Below are 17,696 nucleotides of genomic sequence, written 5' to 3'. Positions count from 1 at the left end.
CCCATGCGGGGGCGGGGGGCTTCCATTTGCCCCCGTTCCTCGGGGGGGGGGGCGGGGGGGGGGCGGGGGCCCGCACGGCGCCGCAGGGGGTCGCGGTCGGCGGCCTCAGCCGCCGGCGGCGGACTCCAGCAGGCGGCCGCCGTTCCAGACCACCCCGACCTGCCGGTAGTAGGCGCCGATCGGCTCCTCGATCCGCAGTGCCGCCAGTTCCTCGGTCGGCGCCTCGAACAGCTCCAGCTCGGCCGTGCCGCGCCAGGCCGGTCCGGCCTCGAAGGCGGCGGCCCCGCTCTCGACCAGCTCGTCCAGGGCGAGCACGCCCGGCCGGTCGATGGCGGGCAGTTGGCGGTGGTGGGCCATCGGGTGGCCGTTGACGAAGCCGTTGGTCGCCGACTCCTCCTCCAGCGTCACCACCGCCTGGGCGAGCCGCCGGTCGGCCGCGGCGAGGGTGGCGCCGAACCGGGCGCCGGCCCCGATCCGAGGGGCCGGGCCGTAGGGGTGCGGGCGGGTCTGGTGGATCGAGCCGAGCTTCTTCGGGTAGCCCTGGTGCAGGCCGCGCGCGATGGCGAAGTCCTTGTCCACCCAGATGTAGACGCAGCGCGAGTAGGTGCGGCCCCGGTAGGAGCAGCGCACCACGGCGAAGCACTCCTTGTACTGGGAGCGGACCGGGTCGAGCAGTTCGGCGCCGTCGGCGGCGCAGGACTGCCAGTCGGCCCAGATCAGCGCGACGGCTCCGGGGTCCTCCTCGGCGAGGCCGAGCGGCGCGGGCAGCAGTTCGGCGACCCGGGCCGGGTCGGTGCGGTACTCGATGGTCAGCAGGTCGCCCGAGTAGTGCCAGGGCGGGGACGGGACGAGCGAGGAGCGGCCGGTGGCCGTCCTGGGGTGAAAGAAGCCGTGCACGGTGGCCACGGCACCTCCTGGATCGCGGGGGCCGGGGAGAGCGGACGGCGGCGGCTCGGAGCGGCGCCGCACGGTCTCTCGTTTGGGGCCATACGATATGCCCTGGCGGGCCGGCTGTCACCCCGTCCGGACGGATCGCGCGGATCCGCCCGGGGGGCTTGTCCGGCGGTGCCGGTCGGGCCTACTGTTTGATCCCAAACGAGAGTCCCGGGCCGGAGCTGACCGTTCGCCCGCCCGGACCACGGTGAACTCCCCACCCCCCACGCCCGCCTCACGAGGAGGCCCGCAGTGACCGACCCGGTCGCCATCCCCGAAGCCGCCCCCGCCGCCCAGGACCCCGCCGCCGTGCCGGACCCCGCCGCGCAGGATCCCGCCGCGCAGGACCCCGCAGGGCGGAGCCCCGAGGCCGTGGCCGCCGACCTGAAGGCCCGCGGCATCGACGTCGTCCGGATCACCTACCCGGACCTCATGGGCACCGACCGCGGCCGCGACGTCCTGGTCGACGCCCTGCCCGCCGCCGTCCGCCACGGCCTCGCCTTCTGCCGCGCCATCTACCACACCGGACCGCTGGGCGAGGTCGTCCCGGTCGAGGGCGGCCTCGACGCCGGCCTGCCCGACATCACCGTCCACCCCGACCTCGCCACCCTGGTCCCGCTGCCCTGGGAGCCCGGCGTCGCCTGGTGCCTCGGCCGCACCACCGAACCGGGTACCGGCCGCCCGTGCCCGGAGTCCCCCCGCGAGGTCCTGCACGCCGTCACCGGGCGCCTCGCCGGGCTCGGCCTGACCGCGGTCGTCGGACCGGAGCTGGAGTACTTCCTCTGCGAGCCCGACCCGGCCGCCCCGAGCGGCTGGCGCCCGTACGCGGGCGCGCCGGGCAACGTCTACGTCGCGGGCCGGCGCGGCGACCCGGACGGCCACCTGCTGCGCACCCTGCGCCTGCTCGCCGGGCTCGGCATCGGCGCCACCATGGGCAACCACGAGTTCTCCGGCGGCCAGTTCGAGATCAACCTGACCCACTCCGAGGCCGTCGACGCCGCCGACCGGGCCTTCCGCTTCAAGGCCGCGGTCAAGGAGGCCGCCCGGACCGAGGGCCGGCTGGCCACCTTCATGGCCAAGCCGTTCAACGCCGAGGGCGGCTCCGGCTTCCACCTGCACGTCTCCTGCCTGGACGGCGAGGGGCGCAACGTCTTCGCCGACCCCGGTGCGCCCGACGGCCTGTCCGCCACCGCCCGGCACGCCGTCGGCGGCGTCCTGCGGCACGCCCCGGCGCTCGCCGCGCTGCTCAACCCCACGGTGAACTCCTACAAGCGGTTCGGTCCCGACACCCTGGCGCCCTGGCTGATCGACTGGGGCCTGGACAACCGCAGCGCGATGGTGCGGATCCCCCCGGAGCGCGGCGGCTCGACCCGGTTGGAGGTGCGCCTGGGCGACGCCAGCGCCAACGCCCACCTCGCCGTCGCCGGCCTGGTCGCCGCCCTGGCGCTCGGCGTCGAGGAGGCCGTGGAGCCGCCCGCGCCGCTGGAGGGCTACGGCTACGACCCCGCGAAGGCGCCGGTGCTGCCCGGCTCGCTGGGCGCGGCGCTGGACGCGCTGGAGGCCGACGCGGCCCTCTGCGAGGTACTGGGCAAGGGCTTCGTCTCGGCCTTCCTCGCCTTCAAGCGCGCCGAGCTGGAGCGCTTCGCCCGGTACGTCACCGACTGGGAGTTCCGCGAGTACGGCTACCACCTCTGAGCACCTCCCCCGACGGCCCCGCCGCCCCGGCCCCCGGGCGGCGGGGCCTCGTCGTTCGCCCGGAGGCGGGAACGACAGCGGCCTGGAACGTCCTCAGCCTGGAACGTCCTCGGCCCGGAACGACAGCGCCGCCCCGGGCCGGCGGGCCCGGGGCGGCGCGAGCGCGGATCGGCGCGCGGAGGGATCAGCGCTCGGCGGCGGGCGCCGGGATGATCCCCAGCCCGTCCGCGCCGACCTGCACGGCCGACTCGTCCAGTGCCGCCGAGACCACCGGCAGCGGCTTGCCGTCGAGGTCCAGCACCGGCACCGCCTCCTTGTACCAGGACTCGATGACGGCGTTGCCCCAGAAGTCCCGGCGCCGGTCGTCGTGCACGTTCCAGCGGTAGGTCTCGTGGTCCGGGTCGCCGGTGTAGTAGTCGGAGGTGTAGATCTCCACCCGGTGGCCGTCCGGGTCGCGCAGGTACAGGTAGAAGGCGTTGGAGACGCCGTGCCGCCCGGGCCCGCGCTCGATGTGGTGCTCGGCCCGCAGCGAGCCGAAGATGTCGGCGGTGCGCAGCACCTGGTGCGCCTCGGGGGCGAACACCCCGACGTGGTGCAGCCGCGGCCCGGCGCCGCTGGTGAAGGCGACGTCGTGCACGGTCTGCTTGCGGAACATCCAGGCCGCGTACAGCTCGTGCTCGTCGCCCTCGATGGTCTCCGAGCAGCCGAAGCCCAGCGATCGGTAGTGCTCGTAGGCGGCGGGGATGTCCGGCACCACGATGTTGAAGTGGTCCATCCGCGCGACCTCCGCGCCGCGCCGCAGGTCGTAGCGCTGGATGAGGCGCTCGGCCCGGTCGATCGCGTGGAAGAACTCGACCGGGAATCCGAGCGGGTCCAGCACGCGCACCGCGTCGCCGACGCCGCGCGTCCCGGTGCCGGCCGGCACCCGGCGCACCGGGCAGCCGAGCGCGGTGAAGAACTCCTCGGCGCGGTCCACGTCCTCGGGGGTGCGGACCCGGTAGGCGATGTGGTCCAGCGCGGGGGCCTCGCCCGTCCGCAGCACCAGGCTGTGGTGGGTGAGCTCGTCGGTGCCGCGCAGGTACAGCGCGCGGTCGTCCTCGTACTGGACGTGGAAGCCCAGCATGTCGACCCAGAACCAGCGGGCCCGGGGCAGGTCGGTGACGACGAGCTGGGCGTAGGCGGAGCGTACGACGTCCGGCGGGGTGGGCATCTCCGTGACCTCCATCTGCGGGTTCAGTGCTGCTCGTCGGCGCCGAAGCGCGGGGTGTGGACGTCCCCGAGCATCACGTGGACGATCTTGGACTCGGTGTAGAAGTCGATGCTGTGCGCACCGCCCTCGCGGCCGAGGCCGCTGGCCTTCACCCCGCCGAACGGGGTGCGCAGGTCGCGGACGTTGTGCGAGTTGATCCAGACCATGCCGGACTCCACCGCGTGGGCGACCCGGTGACCCCGCTTGAGGTCGGACGTCCACACGTATGCGGCCAGACCGTATGCGGTGGCATTGGCCAGGTCAATGGCCTCGTGCTCGTCGTCGAACGGGGCGAGGGCCACGACGGGGCCGAAGATCTCCTCCTGGAAGATCCGGGCGTCGCGCGGCACGTCCGCGAAGACGGTGGGCCGCAGGTAGTTGCCCTCCGGCAGGTGCGCCGGGCGGTCGCCGCCGGCCACCAGCCGCCCCTCGGTGCGCCCGGCCTCGACGTAGTCCAGCACCCGGCGGTAGTGCACCGGGTGCACCAGCGCGCCGACCTCGGTGGCCGGGTCGCCGGGCAGCCCGACCCGGACCCGCTCGGCCCGCTCGGCCAGGCGGCGGGTGAACTCCTCGTACAGCGGGCGCTCCACCAGGACCCGGGAGCCGGCCGTGCAGCGCTCGCCGTTGAGCGAGAAGACGCCGAACACCACCGAGTCCAGGGCCGCCTCGACGTCGGCGTCCGCGAAGACCACGACCGGGGACTTGCCGCCCAGCTCCATCGAGACGGTCTTCAGCCGGTCCGCCGAGCAGCGCACGATGTGCCGGCCGGTGGCGGTGGAGCCGGTGAAGGAGAGGATCGGCACGTCCGGGTGGTCCACCAGCGCCTGGCCGGCCTCCGGGCCGAGGCCGTGCACGATGTTGACCACGCCGGCCGGCAGGCCCGCCTCGGCGAGGATGCTCGGCCACAGGCTCGCCGACAGCGGCGTCCACTCGGCGGGCTTGAGCACCAGGGTGCAGCCGGAGGCGATGGCCGGCGCCAGCTTCCAGCTCTCCAGCATGAACGGGGTGTTCCACGGGGTGATCAGCCCGGCCACGCCGACCGGGGTGCGCACCACGTAGTTGAGCTGCTGGGAGCCGACCCGGAAGGCCTCCTCGCCGAGGGCCACGATCACGTCGGCGAAGTAGCGGAAGTTCTCGGCGGCGCGCCGGGCCTGGCCGCGCGCCTGGGTGATCGGCAGGCCGGTGTCGAAGGACTCGAAGGCGGCCAGCTCCTCCTCGCGGGCCTCGACCGCGTCGGCGATCCGGTTGAGCACGGTCGCCCGCTCGCGGTTGCCGAGTGCCGACCAGGCCGGGAACGCGGCCCGGGCTGCGGCCACCGCCCGGTCGACGTCCGCCGCCGCGCCCGCCGCGAGGGTGGCGTAGGCGGTGTTGGAGACCGGGTCGGCGACGTCGAGCACCCGGCCGTCGGCGGACGGCACGGCTTCGCCGCCGATCCAGTGCAGGATCTCGCCGGGCAGACCGGCGGGGCGGGCCGGGGCGCCGGCCGGGTCGGCGGCGGCCTGCGGGGCCGCCTCGGTGGTGGTGGTCATCTCGTCTCCTGCTCTCGGGGTGGGCGGGGTGCTCGGCACCGGGGTCACAGCTGCTGGGTGAGGTCGCCGCCGGCCGCGAGCAGCGCGCGGATCCGCTCCAGGCCGGCCTCGGTGGGCGCGGTGAGCGGCGGGCGGACGTGCTCGGAGGCGATCCGGCCCTGCCGGGCCAGCACCCACTTGGCCGGGGCCGGGTTGGTCTCCACGAACAGCAGGTCGACCAGCGGGTGGAGCCGGTAGTGCAGCTCGCGGGCGCCGGCGTGGTCGCCCTGCTCCCACAGCTCGTACATCCGGGCCACCGCGGCGGGCGCCAGATTGGCGACCGCGCTGATGAAGCCGGCCCCGCCGAGCGCCATCAGCGGCAGGCAGAGCAGCTCGATGCCGGACCAGACGAGCAGCTCGGGGCCGCAGGCGTGGATCACCCGGGAGAAGTGCTCGAAGTCCTTGGTGGTCTCCTTGACGCCGACGATGTTGTCGAAGTCGGTGAACAGCCGGCGCACCGTCTCGGGCTCGATGGCCACGGCGGTGCGCGAGGGCACGTTGTAGACGACCAGCGGCAGGTCCGGGAACTCCCGGGCCACGGTGGCGTACCAGCGGTACAGCGCCTCCTGGGTGGGCCGGGCGTAGTAGGGGGTGATCACCAGGGCGGCGTCGGCGCCGAGTTCGGCCGCGGCGGCGGTGAGTTCGAGGGTCTCGTCGAGCTTGGCGGAGCCGGTCCCGGGCAGGAACGGCACCCGGTCGGCGATCTCGTCGGCGGCGGTGCGCATCGCGGCGATCCGCTCGGCGACGCTCTGCGCGCTCGGCTCTCCGGTGGAGCCGCCCAGCGAGATGCCGTGCGAGCCGGAGTCGAGCTGCCAGCGGACCAGGGCGCGCAGCGAGTCGTGGTCGACGGCGCCCTCGGCGGTGAAGGGGGTGACCACGGGGGCGAGGGAGCCGCGGATCACGGACGGGTCGCTTCGGAACTTCATCGGGTCTCCGTGGGGGGAGTGGGGGAGGTGGGAGGAGGGTCAGTCGCCCTGGCGCTCGCGCTCGTAGCGGGCGCGCCAGTGCGCGTTCATCGGGTAGAGGCCGTCGATCCCGGCGCCGCCGTCCACCTGCCGCAGGACGAAGCGCTCCTCGTCCTCCTGGGCGGCGGCGTCCCGGGCGACCTCGGCGGCCAGCGCGGGCGGGATCACCACGACGCCCTCGGCGTCGCCGACCAGTACGTCGCCGGGCATCACCAGCACCCCGCCGCAGTCCACCGGCACCTGGGAGTCCATCGGGACGTGCCGGCGGCCGAGCACGGCGGCGTGCGGACCGGCGTAGTAGGAGGGCAGGTCGAGGCCGGCGAAGGAGGGGCTGTCGCGCAGGCCGCCGTCGGTCACCACGCCGGCCGCGCCGCGGCGCAGCGCGCGCAGCGCCAGGATGTCGCCGAGGGTGCCGGAGCCGTGCTCGCCGCGGGCGCCGATCACCAGCACCTCGCCGGGCTGCAGCTCCTCGACGGTGCGCTTCTGGGCGTTCATCCCGCCGCCGATCTCGGCGAACACGTCCTCGCGCAGCGGCAGGTAGCGCAGGGTGCGGGCGGTGCCCACCATCCGCAGGTCGGGGCGGGCCGGGCGGACGCCCTCGATGAAGTGGTGGTCGATGCCGCGCTTGCGCAGCTGGGCGGAGAGGGTCGCGGTGGAGACGGTGCGCAGCAGGGCGGCGGTCTCCTCGTCCAGCCCGACGGGGGCGCCCTGGGCCTGCCCGGCGGCGGGCGCGGGCGGCGGGACGGAGCCGTACGCGGCCTGCCGGGCGGTCTCGGTGGCCCGGGGCAGCGCGCCGTACTCGGTGACGCCGGGCTCCTCGGCGACCACCTCGTTGCGCAGCCGGCCGCTCTCCTCCAGCTCGACCTCGACCACGTCGCCGGGGTGGACGACGGTGGAGCCGGCCGGGGTGCCGACGAGCAGCACGTCGCCCGGCTCCAGGGTGGTCGAGCGGGACAGGTCGGCGATCAGCAGGTCGACGGGGAAGAGCAGTTCCTCGGTGGAGGCGTCCTGGACGAGCAGGCCGTTGACCCAGGTGCGCAGCCGCAGCCGGGCGGGGTCGACGCCGGTCAGCAGCGCCGGGCCGACGGGGGTGTAGCCGTCGCGGCCCTTGGCCCGCAGGTTGGCGCCGAGGTCGGCGTGCTTGAGGTCGTAGACGCCGAAGTCGTTGGCGGCGGCGTAGCCGGCCACGTGCTCCAGGGCCCGCTCGCGGGGGACGTGCCGCGCCCGCTTGCCGATGACCACCGCGATCTCGCCCTCGAAGGCGAGCAGTTCGCAGCCGGCCGGCCGGACGACGGGCCGTCCGCTCCAGGAGAGCGAGGAGGGGGGCTTCAGGAAGTAGGAGGGGGCGTCGGGGGTCCGCCCGCGCTCGGCCGCGCGGCTGCGGTAGTTGAGGTGCACCGCGATGATCTTTCCCGGCGCCAGTCCGAGGGGGTGTGCCACATTGCCCTCCTAGAATCGTATACGGCATCATGCACGATAGCGGACGTGATCGACCCTGACCATGGTTGATCGGATGTGACTTCGTACATGATCCGCGGATGCAGACCGGCCCTGTCGAGATCATGACGGGGCGGGTGGGCGTGCAGTACTATCAAAAATCGTATGCGAAAGCAGGGGAGAGGTGCAGTGCTCATGAACCCGAGCGACGACCTGGCGGTGCGGATCATCACGCCGGAGGAGGGCGACGGAGGCGGCCCCGGAGGCGAGCCGCCCGTCGTCCTGCTGCACGGCTTCGCCTCCGACGGGGAGGCCGACTGGATCGCGCCGGGCACCGCCGCCGCGATCGCCGCCACCGGGCGCACCGTGCTGGTGCCGGACCTGCCCGGGCACGGCGCCTCGCCGGACCCGGCCGACGCCGCCGAGGCGGGCGCGGGCGCGCTGACCGCCCGGCTGCTGGCGGCCCTGGACGCCGCCGGGGTGGGGGAGTTCGACCTCGTCGGCTACTCCCTCGGCGCCCGGCTGGCCTGGGAGTTCCCGGCGGCCGCGCCCGGACGGGTGGGCCGGGTCGTGCTCGGCGGGCTCAGCCCGTTCGAGCCGTTCGCCGGCGTCGACGTCGAGGCGCTGCACCGCGCCGTCGCCGACGGCGGTGAGCCCGCCGATCCCTTCACCGGGATGATCGCCGGCCTGGTCCGCTCCCGCGGCGAGCGCGCCGCCGCTCTCGCCCGCTGCGTCGAGGGCCTGCGCAACACCCCCTTCACGCCGGGGGTTTGGGCCGGCCGGACGGCCCCGGTGGTGGTCGTCGGCGCGGACGATGTGATGACGCGGGGCATCGAGAGTATCGTTGCTCCCCTTGACGGGGCGGACCTGGTGACCGTTCCCGGCGACCACCTGGGGGCCCTGGCCGGTGCGGAGTTCCGCGGCGTCGTGCTGAAGGCCCTCGCCCGGTGACCGCCCGGGGCGCGCGGACCGCCCGGCGGTCCGCCACGGGGGCGAGTGCCGTGCTGAGGAAGGATGAGGGAACGGCGTTGGGTTCCGCGAAGGACCGAACCGGCGGGTCGAAGGCCGAGCAGAGCTACGAGTTGCTGCGCGCGCGCATCCTCGACGGCACGTACGGCCCGGGCTACCGCCTGGTGATGAACCAGCTCGCCCAGGAGACCGGGGTCAGCACCATCCCGCTGCGCGAGGCGCTGCGCCGGCTGCAGTCGGACGGCCTGGTCGAGGTGGTGCGCAACATCGGGGCCAGGGTGGCGGTCTTCGAGGCCGTCCAGGTCGAGCACTCGCTGCAGATCCTGGCCCGGCTGGAGGGGTACGCGACGGCCGTCTGCGCACCGCTGCTGACGCCGGACCAGATCGCCGCCTCGCGCGAGATCAACGCCCGGATGGTGGCCGCGCTGGACGAGTTCGACCCGGCCGCGTTCACCGCGCTCAACCGCACCTTCCACTTCTCGATCTACCAGCACTGCCCGGACGCGCACCTGCGCTCCCTGCTGGAGGAGGAGTGGGCCCGACTGGACCACATGCGCCGCTCCACCTTCACCTACGTGCCGGGCCGGGCCCGGCGCTCGGTGGTGGAGCACGAGCACATCCTCGACCTGATCGAGCAGGGCGCCGACGCGGCCGAGATCGAGCGGGTGGCCTGCGCCCACAAGGCGGCCACCGCCGACGCGCTGCACCAGGCCAAGCCGTCCGGCTGAGCCGGACCGCACGGCCCGCCACGGCCCGCACAGCCCGAAGGGGCGGGAGTCCGCGAGGACTCCCGCCCCTTCGGGGCTTCCCGGAGGTCAGACGAGCAGCTGGCCGCCGTCCACCTGGACCACCGCGCCGGTGATGTGGCGGGCCTGCGCCGAGGCGAGGAACAGCACCAGCGGCGTCAGGTCGCCGGTCTCGGCGATCCGGCCGAGCGGGATCCGCGCCTCCCAGGCGCCGCGCGCGGCCGCGTCGTCCATCAGCGGCGCCGTCATCGGGGTGTGCACCGGCCCGGGGGCCACGCCGTTGACCCGGATGCCGTGCCCGGCGAGTTCCAGGGCGGCGGTGCGGGTGAGCGCGTCCACCGCGGCCTTGGTGGCCTCGTAGTGGCCGAGCCCCGGGGTGGGCTGGCGGGCGCCGATCGAGCTGATGTTGACGATCGCCCCGCCCCGGCCGCCGTCGACCATCTGCCGGCCGACCACCTGGGTCACCGTGAAGGTGCCGCGCAGGTTCACCGAGACGACCAGGTCGAAGACCTCGGCCGGCAGGTCGATCAGCGGACCTCCGCCGCCGGCCAGACCCGCGTTGTTGACCAGCACCTCGACCGGGCCGAACCGCCCGGTGGCCTCGGCCAGCGCCGCGGTCACGCTCGCCCGGTCGGTGACGTCCATGGTGACGGCGAGCGCGGTGTCGCCCAGCTCCTTCGCCACGGCGTCCGCCGCCGCGCGGTTCAGGTCGGCGACCACCACCCGGTCGCCGGCTGCCGCGAAGGCCTCGGCGACCGCCCGGCCGATGCCGCTGGCCGCCCCGGTGACCAGGACGACGCGCCCGGCGCCGTCCGCCGCGCCCCCGGCCGTCGTGCCCTCGGTGCTCGGCGTGTCCTCGGTGCTCATCGTGCCTCCGCGATGATGATGCGCGGGCTGCCGGGCAGCGCGCGGGTCTCCACGGGCTCCCAGCCGGCCTCGCGCAGCCAGCCGCGGACCTCGTCCTCCGGGTAGACGGTCGTGCCGTCGATCACCAGGTACTCGCCGGCGTGCAGGGCGTCGATGGCGCGCTGCCGGTCGTCGGAGTCCAGGAAGAAGTCCAGCAGGACCAGCGTGGCCCCCTCGGCCGCCGCCGCGCGCGCCCGGCGGGCGATGGCGAGGTTCTGCTCCGGGTCGAAGCGGTGCGCCACGTGCTCCAGCAGCACCAGGTCGTAGCCGCCCGGGACGTCGCCGGCCACGGCGTCGCCCTCGACGATGTCGACCCGGTCGGCGACCCCGGCCGCAGCCAGCACGTCGCGGGCGTGGCCGACCAGCTCCCCGGCCGAGAAGAAGGTGCCCTTGAGGCCGGGGGCGGCGGTGAGCGCCTCGGCCAGGAAGGATCCGGACAGACCGCCGAGGTCCAGCACCCGCTCGTGCGCGGTGAAGTCGTAGTGCTCGGCGAGCTGGCGGGCGTGCAGGGCGTTGTACGTCATCACGCCGCCGAGGAAGGTGGTCATCCGCTCGCCGCCGAAGTCGAGCTGCTGCGGCTCGGCGGTGCGGCTGGTGTCGCCGAAGCCCAGCCAGTGGCCGTAGCTGATCTCGTCCAGGAAGGTGAGGAAGGGGCGCAGGTCGATCTGGCCCTCGGCGCCGGTGAGGTAGGCGGCGGTACTGGCGGAGTTGGCGTAGCGTCCGTCGGTGCGCTCCAGCAGGCCGAGCCCGGCCATCGCGTCGGCCAGGATGCGGGTGGTGCGCTCGGGCAGGCCGGTGCGCTCGGCGAGCCGCGGCACGTCCAGCGGGCCGTCGGCGAGCGCGGCGAACAGGTTCGCGTCGGCGGCGGCGAAGAGCTGCTTGGCGGCCATGTAGCCGACGGCGACCTCGACGATCGGGGCCGGGTCCGCGGAACGGGGGGATTCCGGGCGAAGGGACATCGCGTCCTCCTTGACGGTCAAAGAATATGCCGGATGCTATACGATCGCCTTCCCGGCGGCCAGAGCCGGACCGATCGGATCCTCAGGAGGTTGGCGTGGAGTACTCGGAAACCGTGTCCCAGGACGGCGACGGCCGGGCGGTGCCCCGCCGCCGACTCGGTGCGGACGGCCCGCAGGTGCCGGTGTTCGGCCTCGGCTCGTGGAACACCTGGGACCGGATGACCACCGACGAGGCGGCCGAGCTGGTCGCCCGCGCCGTCGCGCGCGGGGTGAACCTGTTCGACGTCGCCCACTACAACTTCGGCCCGCACGCGGAGAACGCGGTCACCGACATCCTCTTCGGCGAGGCCGTGCGCAACGCGGGGCTCTCCCGCGCGGACTACCTGCTCTGCGGCAAGCTCTGGCTCTGGGACTACCCCAAGGCCTCCTTCGCCGAGCAGTTGGAGGTCTCGTTGGCCCGGGTCGGCACCGACCGCGCCGACTTCGTGGTGGTCGGCGACTACCTCGGCGCCCTCGACGTCCCCGCGGTGGTCACGGACGTCGCCGAGCAGGTGCGGGCCGGGCGGTTCACCGCCTGGGGCGTCAACAACTGGTCGGCGGACGACCTGGCCGAGGCCTGTCGGTTCGCCCGGGCCGAGGGCCTGGTCGCGCCGTCCTTCGCCCAGCTCAAGTACAGCCTGGCCCGCCGCTCGGTGCCCGAGGGCGAGCCCTACGGGCGGCTCTTCGACGAGTTCGGGCTCGGCCTCCAGGCCTCCGACGTCTTCGAGGGCGGCATCCTGGCCGGCAAGCTGCACCCGCAGCGCAAGATCGGGGCCGACCCGGGCGGCATCCGCGAGCGGATCCGGGAGTCCTACCCGGAGGTGCTGCGGATCGCCGAGGGCTTCGGTGCCACCCCGGCCCAGCTGGCCGTCGCCTTCACACTGACCCACCCGGCCGCCGCGAGCGTGCTGTTCGGCGCCAGCAGCCTGGAGCAGTTCGAGGCCAACCTCGGCGCGCTCGACCTGCTGGAGCGGCACGGGGAGGAGCTGCGCGCGGCGGTCGCCGGCCTCTGGCTGGACCGCGGGGTCGTCCACCCCGGCGCCTCCTGGGGCACCGACGGACCGGCCCAGTGACACGACCGCGCCCCGGACCCCCGCCGCGGGGGGTCCGGGGCGCGGCCGTCGTGCGCCCGGGTGCTCAGGCCTCGTGCACCACCCGGCCGTCCACCACCGTCATCGCGACCGGAACCTCGGGCAGCGCGGCCGGGGCGACCTCCCGCAGGTCCGCGTCCAGCAGGCACAGATCGGCCGCCTTCCCGGCCTCCAGGGTGCCCTTCCAGTCCTCGGCGCCGTCCTGCCGCGCCGGGGCCGCGGTGTAGGCGTACAGCGCCTCCGCCAGGGCCAGCCGCTGGTCGCGGCCGGTGGCCTCGACGGCCCGGGTGGCCGCCGCGGCCGCGCCGGCCCGCCAGTCCGGGGCGAGCACCGGGGCGTCCGAGCTGAGGCAGAGCGGGACGCCCGCCGCCAGCGCGTCGCGCACCGGCCAGGCGTGCGCCAGCGCGTCCGTGCCGAGCGCACCGGCGAGCATCGGGGCGGTCGCGGCGGCGATGCCCGGCTGGGTGTTCAGGCCCACCCCGGCGGCGGCCATCGCGGCGAGCGTCGCCGGATGCAGCACATCGCCGTGGATGAGGTAGTGCCGTCCGTCCCGGCCGTCCGCCGCCCTGGCCTCGGCGAAGGCTTCGGTGACCACCCGGGTGGTGCGGCTGCCGGTGGCGTGCACGCCGATCTGGTGGCCGGCCGCGTGCGCGGCCCGGATCATCGCGCGCAGGTTCGCCTCCCGCTCGCCCGCGTCCGCACCGTCCACCAGCAGGTCGCCGTGGCCGCCGTCGGCGTACGGCTCCTCGCTCCAGGCGCTGCCCATCGGCGGGATGCCGTCGGCGAAGATCTTCACCCCGGCCACCCGGAACCAGCCCGGCACCTCGGCGGGCGCCGCGAACCCGGTCAGCCCGCGCAGCAGGTCGGCGGCGCTGCTCGCGCCGTCCAGCAGGCCGAACAGCAGCAGCGCGGTCACCCGGGCGCGCAGCAGGCCCTCGGCGGCCAGCCCGGCGTACTCGGCGAGCACGGCGGAGGAGAAGCAGCCGGTCGGGCCGCCGTCCTCGCCGGGGCCGAGGCCGGGCTCGGTGTAGCTGGTGATGCCGAGCGAGGCGAGCAGCTCGCCGGTGCGCAGGATCGCCCGGCGCCGCTCGGCGGGGGTGCTCAGGGCGGCCAGGGCCGGTCCCTCGCCCGCGTGGTCGTGGCCGTGGTGGTCGTGGCCGGGCCCGCCGTCCGCCGGCGCGGCGGCCAGCTGCGCCATCAGCGTGTCCGGCCACATCGTGCCGAGCCAGGCGCCGTGCAGGTGGGAGTCGTTGATCCCGGGCAGCAGGGAGCGCCCGCGCAGCTCCACCACCCTGGTCCCGGGCCCGATCAGCGGCGCCACCTCGGCATCGGTGCCGACCCGGACGACGGTGCCCCCGTGCACCGCCAGCGCCTCGGCGACCGTTCGGGCGCCGTCCATCGTGTGCACGCGGCCACCCCGCATGACCAGGTCAGCTGTGGTGATTCCGGCCTGGAATCCGTTGCGCATCATCTTGCTCCCAGCTCTGGACACCGTGGATTGTGACTGCTTAACGTACATGGAATCAGATACGATTTTCGAGTGCCGAACCCCCAGCGGCACCCGGGCCATCGGAGGTAAACGATGCCCCTGCACCCCGAGGCACAGCTGATCATCGACCGGGCCGGTGCACCTGAGCAGCCCGCCCAGCCCGTCGAGCTCGATGCCGCGACCATGCGCGAGCAGTTCCGCACCACCTGGATCATGCCGGAGACCCTGCCGTCCGTCGGCTCGGTGGTGGACAGCACCGTCCCCGGCCCGGCCGGCGACATCCCCGTGCGGATCTACACCCCCGAGGGCGAGGGCCCCTTCCCCGCCTTCGTCTGGCTGCACGGCGGCGGCTGGACCATCGGCTGTCTCGACGAGAACGAGTACTCCTGCCGCGCGGTGTGCGCCGCGGCCGGCGCCGTGGTCGTCTCCGTCGACTACCGGCTCGCCCCCGAGCACCGCTACCCGGCCGCCGCCGACGACTGCTACGCCGTCCTCACCTGGCTCCACGGGAACGCCGCCGCCCTCGGCGCCGACCCCGAGCGCCTCGCCATCGGCGGCGAGAGCGCCGGCGGCAACCTCGCCGCCGTCACCAGCCTGCGCGCCCGCGACCAGGCCGGACCCCGGATATCCCTCCAGGTCCTGGTCTCCCCGGTGGTCGCCCACCCCGACGAGGGCCGGGTCTCCTACCGCGACTTCTCCGAGGGCTACTTCCTGTCCAAGGACAGCATGGACTGGTTCTTCACCCAGTACCCGCGCGACGAGGCCGACCTCGCCGACCCCTACCTGCTCCCGATGCGCGCCCGCGACCTGTCCGGCCTGCCCCGGGCGCTCGTCCTGGAGGCCGAGTACGACGTGCTGCGCGACGAGGGCGAGGAGTACGCCCGGGCCCTCGCCGCCGCCGGCGTCGAGACCTCGCTGGTGCGCTTCGACGGCCTCATCCACGGCTTCTTCGGCCTGCTCGCCACCGACCTCACCGACGCCGCCCGGGCCCACGCCCTGGTCGCCGACGCCATCCGCGCCGCCTGCGGGGCCGAGCGATGACACCCGCGCTCGCGCTGCGCGACCTCCACATCAGCCGCGCCGAGGCCCCCGTCGTCCACGGGGTGAGCCTGGACGTCGCCCCCGCCTCGGTCACCGTCCTGCTCGGGGCCAACGGCGCCGGCAAGACCACCCTGATGGACGGCATCGCCGGCCTGGTGCGCTGCACCTCCGGCACCGTCAGCCTCGACGGGACGCCCATCGACAAGCTGTCCACCTACCGCCGCGCCACCGCCGGACTCGCCTACGTCGAGCAGGCCCGCAGCGTCTTCCGCACCCTGACGGTCGAACAGAACCTGCTGGTCGCCCAGCGGGACGGCGCCGACCTCGACACCGCCTACCGGCTCTTCCCCGAGCTGGACAAGCGCCGCGGCCTGCAGGCCGGCCACCTCTCCGGCGGCGAGCAGCAGATGCTCGTCCTCGGCCGCGCCCTGGTCTCCAGGCCGAAGACGATCCTCATCGACGAGATGTCCTCCGGCCTCGCGCCGGTGGTCGTCCACCGCCTGATGAAGGCCGTCGCCGACCTCGTCGACCTCGGCATCGCGGTGCTCCTCATCGAGCAGTTCGCCCACCTCGCGCTGGAGATCGGCGAGCGGGCCTACGTGCTCAGCAAGGGCCGGCTCGCCTACGACGGTCCCTGCGCCGAACTGCGCGGCGACGCCGACCGGCTGCACGACTTCTACTTCGGCGCGACCCCGCAGCCCGCCGGCGCGGCGGCCGCGGACCACGGCCCGGGCACCGGCCCGGCGGAGAGCGGGGGAGCATGAGCCTCACCGAAAGACTGGCCGGCGACCGACGGGCCCTGCTCACCGGCCTCGGCGCCGCCGTCGCCGCCTGCGTCCTGGTCCCCACCCTGCTGCCCGCCTACTGGGTGTACCTGGCGATCACCGCCGTGGTCAGCGCCGTGATCATGCAGAGCTACGGTGTCATCGTCGGCCGGGTCGGCGTGATGTCGCTCTGCCAGATGTCCTTCGCCTCGATCGGCGCCTGGGTGGTGCTGCGGCTCAACGTCGCCGACGCCCCCGGCGGCTTCCTGGTCTGGCTGGTGCTCGGCGGCCTGGCCGCCGTCCCGGTCGGCGTCGCGATCGGCCTGCCCGCGCTGCGCATCCGCGGCGTCAACCTGGCCGTGGTGACCTTCGGCTTCGCGGTCTCCGCCGACATCGTGCTGAACGCCAACCAGATGCCCGGCATGTCCGAGCTCAGGACCCTGGAGCGGCCCGCCCTGTTCGAGGAGGACGGCGCCTACTTCGTCCTCGTCGTCCTGGTCTTCACCGTGATCGCGCTGGGCCTCGCGCTGCTGAACCGCACCCGGCTCGGGATGTCCTGGACGGAACTGCGGCACTCCGAGCGGGCCGCCGCCGCGCACGGCGTCTCGGTCGCCCGCAGCAAGCTCGCCGCGTTCGCGATCAGCGCCTTCGTCGCGGGCGTCGGCGGCGGCCTGATGGCCGGCCAGCTGGGCCTGGTCGTCCCCGGCAACTTCGCCATGATGCAGTCGCTCGCGCTGTTCGCGGTCGCCATCATGATCGGCCCGCACAACCCCGAGGGCGCCGTGATGGGCGGCGTCTTCGGCGCCGTGATGGCGACGATCCTGGAGAAGCTCGACCTGCCGCAGGACCTCGGCGGCATGCTGTTCGGCGTCGGCGCCGTCTTCGCGCTGCGCAGCGGCGTCAGCCAGACCGACTTCACCCGCTCCCGCAAGCGTGAGCGCGCCGCCCGCGCCTTCCTCAAGGAGCACGAGACCGCCGCCGCCACCGCCGCCGAGCGCCCGGCCGAGCCCGAAGCGCCCGCCGTCCCCGCCACCGTGGCCACCGGCGAGCCGGCCCTCACCGTCAGCGGGCTGACCGTCCGCTACGGCCAGGTCACCGCCCTGGACGCCGTCGACCTGACCGTCCCCCGGGGCGCGGTGGTCGGCCTCATCGGCCCCAACGGCGCCGGGAAGTCCACCTTCATCGCCGCCGTCACCGGCTTCGTCGGCGGCTACGGCGGAAGCGTGGCGCTCGCCGGGGACCCGCTCGACCGGCTCAGCCCCAGCGCCCGCGCCGGGCGCGGACTGCGCCGCACCTTCCAGACCACCACCATCGCCCCGGAGCTCACCCAGTACGAGTACCTCACCATCGGCGCCGGCCGCGGCCTCTCCGCCGAGGAGGCCGACGAACTGCTCGACTTCTTCGGCTGCCCGCCCGGCCGCCTGCCCGTCTCCCTGGTCGACGCCGGCGCCCGCCGCCTGCTCGACGTCGCCGCGGCCGTCGCCGCCAGGCCCGCCGTCGCCCTGCTCGACGAGCCCGCCGCCGGCCAGTCCGCCGCCGAGTCGCTGGCCCTCGGCCGCCGGCTCGCCCAGGTCCCCTCCCGGTACGGCGTCTCCGTCCTGCTCGTCGAGCACGACATGGACCTCGTCCAGGCCGCCTGCTCCGAGGTCACCGTCCTCGACTTCGGCCACGTCATCGCGAGCGGCCCGACCGGCGAGGTGCTCGCCGACCCGACCGTGATGGCCGCCTACCTCGGCACCGCGCACGTCTCGGTCGCCTGACCGGCCCGCTCCGCCCCGCCTCCCGCACCTCCCGCACCCCCACACCCACCCTCGCGCGGGACCGCACCGCCCCCCTTGTTCCGGC

At 74.8% G+C, this 17,696-nt stretch carries 15 protein-coding genes; 7 read left to right on the top strand and 8 right to left on the bottom strand.

The window, feature by feature from the left end; translation table 11 throughout:
- Nucleotides 1-105: 105 nt before the first annotated feature.
- On the bottom strand, nt 106-906 hold the full coding sequence (locus ACFVFS_RS32250; RefSeq protein WP_380628373.1) for an acetoacetate decarboxylase family protein: 801 nt from the start codon (nt 904-906) through the stop codon (nt 106-108).
- A 459-nt stretch (nt 907-1,365) separates the two neighbouring features.
- Here ACFVFS_RS32250 and ACFVFS_RS32245 point away from each other — a divergent pair, with 459 nt between their 5' ends.
- The gene (locus tag ACFVFS_RS32245) at nt 1,366-2,628 is read left to right on the top strand and encodes a glutamine synthetase family protein (RefSeq protein ID WP_380628375.1); all 1,263 of its coding nucleotides are present in this window, start codon (nt 1,366-1,368) and stop codon (nt 2,626-2,628) included.
- Between the two features lie 184 nt (nt 2,629-2,812).
- On the opposite strand, the gene hpaD is transcribed toward ACFVFS_RS32245, so the two are convergent.
- From hpaD to ACFVFS_RS32225, 4 genes are read right to left on the bottom strand one after another with little or no spacing between them, the layout of a single operon-like run.
- Nucleotides 2,813-3,838 (bottom strand): 3,4-dihydroxyphenylacetate 2,3-dioxygenase, encoded by a 1,026-nt coding sequence (hpaD, locus tag ACFVFS_RS32240; RefSeq protein ID WP_380628372.1) that lies wholly within the window; start codon nt 3,836-3,838, stop codon nt 2,813-2,815.
- A gap of 23 nt (nt 3,839-3,861) precedes the next feature.
- Nucleotides 3,862-5,406, bottom strand: a complete 1,545-nt coding sequence (gene hpaE / locus ACFVFS_RS32235) for a 5-carboxymethyl-2-hydroxymuconate semialdehyde dehydrogenase (protein WP_380628371.1) — start codon at nt 5,404-5,406, stop codon at nt 3,862-3,864.
- Nucleotides 5,407-5,450: 44 nt separating this feature from the next.
- Complete coding sequence (gene dapA, locus ACFVFS_RS32230; protein WP_380628370.1) at nt 5,451-6,371, bottom strand: 4-hydroxy-tetrahydrodipicolinate synthase; 921 nt, start codon at nt 6,369-6,371, stop codon at nt 5,451-5,453.
- A 39-nt stretch (nt 6,372-6,410) separates the two neighbouring features.
- Entirely contained in the window at nt 6,411-7,850 is a 1,440-nt protein-coding gene (locus ACFVFS_RS32225; RefSeq protein WP_380628369.1) for a fumarylacetoacetate hydrolase family protein, read from the bottom strand.
- A gap of 192 nt (nt 7,851-8,042) precedes the next feature.
- Here ACFVFS_RS32225 and ACFVFS_RS32220 point away from each other — a divergent pair, with 192 nt between their 5' ends.
- Nucleotides 8,043-8,798 (top strand): alpha/beta fold hydrolase, encoded by a 756-nt coding sequence (locus ACFVFS_RS32220; RefSeq protein ID WP_380628368.1) that lies wholly within the window; start codon nt 8,043-8,045, stop codon nt 8,796-8,798.
- 77 nt (nt 8,799-8,875) lie between these two features.
- Nucleotides 8,876-9,544, top strand: a complete 669-nt coding sequence (locus tag ACFVFS_RS32215) for a GntR family transcriptional regulator (RefSeq protein WP_380628367.1) — start codon at nt 8,876-8,878, stop codon at nt 9,542-9,544.
- Between the two features lie 87 nt (nt 9,545-9,631).
- Here ACFVFS_RS32215 and ACFVFS_RS32210 read toward each other — a convergent pair whose 3' ends face one another.
- Together ACFVFS_RS32210 and ACFVFS_RS32205 are read right to left on the bottom strand one after the other, a co-directional pair.
- The gene (locus tag ACFVFS_RS32210) at nt 9,632-10,429 is read right to left on the bottom strand and encodes an SDR family NAD(P)-dependent oxidoreductase (protein ID WP_380628366.1); all 798 of its coding nucleotides are present in this window, start codon (nt 10,427-10,429) and stop codon (nt 9,632-9,634) included.
- Entirely contained in the window at nt 10,426-11,427 is a 1,002-nt protein-coding gene (locus ACFVFS_RS32205; RefSeq protein WP_380628365.1) for a methyltransferase, read from the bottom strand. The genes ACFVFS_RS32210 and ACFVFS_RS32205 overlap by 4 nt, the downstream gene beginning before the upstream one ends.
- Nucleotides 11,428-11,522: 95 nt before the next feature.
- Here ACFVFS_RS32205 and ACFVFS_RS32200 point away from each other — a divergent pair, with 95 nt between their 5' ends.
- Nucleotides 11,523-12,539 carry an aldo/keto reductase gene (locus ACFVFS_RS32200; RefSeq protein WP_380628364.1) on the top strand — a complete coding sequence of 339 codons (1,017 nt, stop codon included), beginning with the start codon at nt 11,523-11,525 and terminating at the stop codon, nt 12,537-12,539.
- A 64-nt stretch (nt 12,540-12,603) separates the two neighbouring features.
- Here the strand turns inward: ACFVFS_RS32200 and ACFVFS_RS32195 are convergent, their stop codons facing one another.
- Nucleotides 12,604-13,956, bottom strand: coding sequence for an amidohydrolase (locus ACFVFS_RS32195; RefSeq protein ID WP_380628374.1), 1,353 nt, complete (start codon nt 13,954-13,956; stop codon nt 12,604-12,606).
- A 183-nt stretch (nt 13,957-14,139) separates the two neighbouring features.
- On the opposite strand from ACFVFS_RS32195, the gene ACFVFS_RS32190 reads away from it, so the two are divergent.
- From ACFVFS_RS32190 to ACFVFS_RS32180, 3 genes are read left to right on the top strand one after another with little or no spacing between them, the layout of a single operon-like run.
- On the top strand, nt 14,140-15,087 hold the full coding sequence (locus ACFVFS_RS32190; RefSeq protein ID WP_380628363.1) for an alpha/beta hydrolase: 948 nt from the start codon (nt 14,140-14,142) through the stop codon (nt 15,085-15,087).
- Nucleotides 15,084-15,851, top strand: a complete 768-nt coding sequence (locus ACFVFS_RS32185; protein WP_380628362.1) for an ABC transporter ATP-binding protein — start codon at nt 15,084-15,086, stop codon at nt 15,849-15,851. Before ACFVFS_RS32190 ends, ACFVFS_RS32185 begins: the two co-directional genes overlap by 4 nt.
- Nucleotides 15,848-17,611 (top strand): ATP-binding cassette domain-containing protein, encoded by a 1,764-nt coding sequence (locus tag ACFVFS_RS32180; RefSeq protein WP_380628361.1) that lies wholly within the window; start codon nt 15,848-15,850, stop codon nt 17,609-17,611. The genes ACFVFS_RS32185 and ACFVFS_RS32180 overlap by 4 nt, the downstream gene beginning before the upstream one ends.
- Nucleotides 17,612-17,696: the final 85 nt, after the last annotated feature.

This window comes from Kitasatospora sp. NPDC057692, assembly GCF_042799475.1.
Classification (GTDB): Bacteria; Actinomycetota; Actinomycetes; order Streptomycetales; family Streptomycetaceae; genus Kitasatospora.
Note: the sequence above shows the minus strand (reverse complement) of the source record. Positions and strands in the feature narration are given on the sequence as shown.